The following is a 3,242-nucleotide window of genomic DNA, read 5'->3' on the forward strand; positions in this document are numbered from 1 at the left end:
GCGTTGGGCTGCGTAGCGGCCCCAAAAATCTTGGGAGCGCTGCGCACTCCAACGCGGGGCAAGCCCGCTCACCACAGAAGCCCCCCCTTGAAGCCCTCCCTTGCCACAACCACAAGCCCGCTCACCACACGGAGCGACTTAAATTCGCGGGATGAGCGCACCAGGCACTTGAATCACCCGGCTCGCCAACCGATGTCCGGCCAAGGCGGCCTCCTCTGGCGAGCCGCCTTTCAGCCGACCCGCCAAATACGCCGCACTGAACGAATCCCCCGCCGCCGTAGTGTCCACCACTTTCTCGACCTTCAGCGCCGGCACTGAAAAGCGCTCGCCGTTGCAGCGAATCAAGCACGCATCCGCTCCGCGCTTGAGCACCACTTCGGCGATACTCGGGTAGGCCGCGAACACCTGCTCGCTGTCTGCATAGCCAAACAAGGCGCGCTCGTCATCCTCGGTGAGCAAGGCGATGTCCACCTCGGCCAACACCGTGTGATAAGCCGCGCGTGCCGCTTCGACACTGGCCCACAGGCGCGGCCGGTAGTTGTTGTCGAACACCACTCGGCCGCCGCGCCGACGGGTTTCCACCAGCGCTTGCAGCAAACGCGCGCGCCCGACTTCACCCAATACCGCCAGGGTGATACCGCTGAAATACACCACGTCATAACCCGGCAAGGCCGCCAGGATCGGCTCGGCGGCCGGCGTGGTGAAGCAGTCGCGCACCGCCGCTTCGTTGCGCCAGTAGAGGAATTTGCGCTCGCCGTTGGCGTCGGTCTGGATGCAATAAAGCCCCGGCAGGCGTCCAGGCAGGCGCTGGACCTGCGCCAGGCCAAGGCCCTCTTCGGCCCATTGCGCGCACATGGCATCGCTGAAACTGTCGTCGCCCAGGGCGGTGACGTAGTCGACGGCGCCGCTATCGCCCAGCTCGCGGCGCAGGTACACCGCCGCGTTGAGGGTGTCGCCGCCGAAGCTCTGGTGCAGGCTGCCATCGGCGCGGTGTTGCAGTTCGATCATGCATTCGCCGATCAGGGCGATGCGCAAGGGTGTGTTCATGCCAACTCATCTCTGGTGTTCTTTAGGGCCTCATCGCCGGCAAGTGGGCGCCTGCAGGGGAAAGCGCTGCCAGGCCGGCGATGGGGCGACGCGGACTAGAAGCAGGTTTGCAGGGACTCGATCACCTGCAACTGCTCATCCACCAGGCAGCCGACCTGCCACTTGTCGAAGGTCAGGCAAGGGTGCGAAGTACCGAACGAAATGATGTCGCCGATACGCAGTTCCACGCCCGGCGCCACGCTCATGAAGGCGTGCTGGTCCATCACCGCGGTGACGGTGCAGGCGCTTACGTCATCGCCTTCCGCCGGCACGATCCCGGCCTTGTAGCGCTTGAGCGGCACCGGCAGGCCGGCGTCGTAGGCCACGTCGCGCTTGCCCAGGGCGATCACCGCAAAACCTGGCTCGGGCAGCGATTGCACATGGGCCCAGACTTCCAGTGCCGGGCGCAGGCCTTCGTTGAGGTCGCTGCGGCGGTCAAGCACGCAGCACTGTGCTTGGTTGTAGATGCCATGGTCGTGGGCCACGTAGCTGCCAGGGCGCAACACACTGAGGAAACGGCCGGCGGCGTTCTGCTCTTCGAACGACTCGGCGATCAAGTCGTACCAGGCCGAACCCGAGGCGGTGACGATAGGCTTGGGCAGGTCAAAGGAGCCATTGTTCTGCAGATCGACAGCCAGGCGCACCAGGCTGGCGGCGAAGTCGCGGATGCCGCTGATGGCGTGCTCGCCGTGGATCACACCTTCATAGCCTTCGATGCCCGTGAGGGCCAGCGCCGGCTGGGCCTTGATCGCCTTCGCCAGGTCACGCACTTCCTGCTCGCTGCGGCAGCCGCAACGCCCCCCCACCACACCGTATTCGATCATCACGTTCAGGCGCAGGCCACGGGCAGCGAAAAACAGACCGAGGTCGGCGACGTTGTCCGGGTGATCGACCATGCAGTGGAAGTCGAAATCCTGGTCGGCCAGCAGGTCGGCGATCAATGCCATGTTCGGCGCGCCGACCAGTTGATTGGCCATCAACACGCGACGCACGCCACCGGCATACGCAGCACGGACCTGCACGGCGTTGGCCAGGGTGATGCCCCAGGCGCCGGCCTCGATCTGGCGTTGGAACAGCGCCGGCATCATGCTGGTCTTGCCATGGGGCGCAAGCTCTGCGCCACTGCGGCTGACAAAGTCCTGCATCCAGCGGATGTTGTGTTCCAGGGCCTCGCGGTGCAGCACCAGGGCAGGCAGGCTGACGTCGCGGACCAGGTGGGCACCGACGGCGGCGGCGCCTTTTTCAACGGCATTGTTGGCAGGCATGGAAGGTTCCTATTCGTTGATGCGACGGGCCAGGTTGTTGGCGCTTTCGATCAGCACCCGGCGGTAGTCGTTGTAATTTTTGATCGCATCGGCGCGCGGCGCGACGATGCATAGAGTCGCAATGCTGATGCCCTGCGCGTCCCGCACCGGGGCGGCAAAGCAATGGGTAAAGGTGTCGGCCACACTGTCGAAGGAGAAGAACCCATCGAGCGTGGCCTGGCGGATCTGGGCCAGGAAGGTCTCCAGCGGCAGGCGCTGGCCGTCCGGCAGGATGAAGTCGGCGTAGTCGATCAGGTCGATGATCTGCTGATCGCTCAAGTGCCCCAGCAACAGGCGCCCGGACGCGGTCCACGGGATCGGCGCGTTTTCGCCGATGTCCGAGGAAATACGAAAATGCCGCTCACCCTCGCGCATCAGCGCGACCGTGTATTTGCGCCCGTTGAGCAGGCACATCTGCGCGGTTTCGTGGGTCTGGCTGACGATTTCCTGTAGGGCTTGGTCGGCCTCGCGGGTCAGGTCGAAATGCCGCAAGTGCGCCTGGCCGAGAAAGTACAGCTGGCGCCCCAGGTAGACGTGACCGTCCTTGCCGACCGTTTCCAGGATGCGCCGTTCGAGCAGGGACGCGACCAGCTCGTAGACCGTGGATTTCGGGCTGCCGATGCCGCTGGCGATATCATTCGGGCGCAGGGGCTGGCCGATTTCCTTGAGAAAATCGAGGATATCGAACGCCCGGTCCAGGCCCTTGGCGCGGCGTTTGATGGTGTCTTCGGTCATGGCGGTTTTCGGTCCGGTCAGAATGTTGCTATCAACACAAATCCCCTGTGGGAGCGGGCTTGCTCGCGAATGCAGTGGATCAGTTACAGGTGCGCTTAATGACACACCGCATTCGCG

At 64.3% G+C, this 3,242-nt stretch carries 3 protein-coding genes; all 3 read right to left on the bottom strand.

Annotation, left to right across the window (positions count from 1 at the left end):
* Positions 1–138 precede the first annotated feature (138 nt).
* The 3 genes from QMX97_RS31860 to QMX97_RS31870 all read right to left on the bottom strand — a co-directional run bounded on the left by QMX97_RS31860 (position 139) and on the right by QMX97_RS31870 (position 3,125).
* The gene (locus tag QMX97_RS31860) at positions 139–1,047 is read right to left on the bottom strand and encodes a sugar kinase (protein ID WP_282398230.1); all 909 of its coding nucleotides are present in this window, start codon (positions 1,045–1,047) and stop codon (positions 139–141) included.
* Between the two features lie 95 nt (positions 1,048–1,142).
* The gene (locus tag QMX97_RS31865) at positions 1,143–2,351 is read right to left on the bottom strand and encodes an amino acid deaminase (protein WP_282398231.1); all 1,209 of its coding nucleotides are present in this window, start codon (positions 2,349–2,351) and stop codon (positions 1,143–1,145) included.
* 9 nt (positions 2,352–2,360) lie between these two features.
* Complete coding sequence (locus tag QMX97_RS31870; protein WP_065907743.1) at positions 2,361–3,125, bottom strand: IclR family transcriptional regulator; 765 nt, start codon at positions 3,123–3,125, stop codon at positions 2,361–2,363.
* Positions 3,126–3,242 lie beyond the last annotated feature (117 nt).

The sequence above is a fragment of the Pseudomonas sp. PS01298 genome, assembly GCF_029959745.1.
GTDB lineage: Bacteria > Pseudomonadota > Gammaproteobacteria > Pseudomonadales > Pseudomonadaceae > Aquipseudomonas > Aquipseudomonas aylmerensis.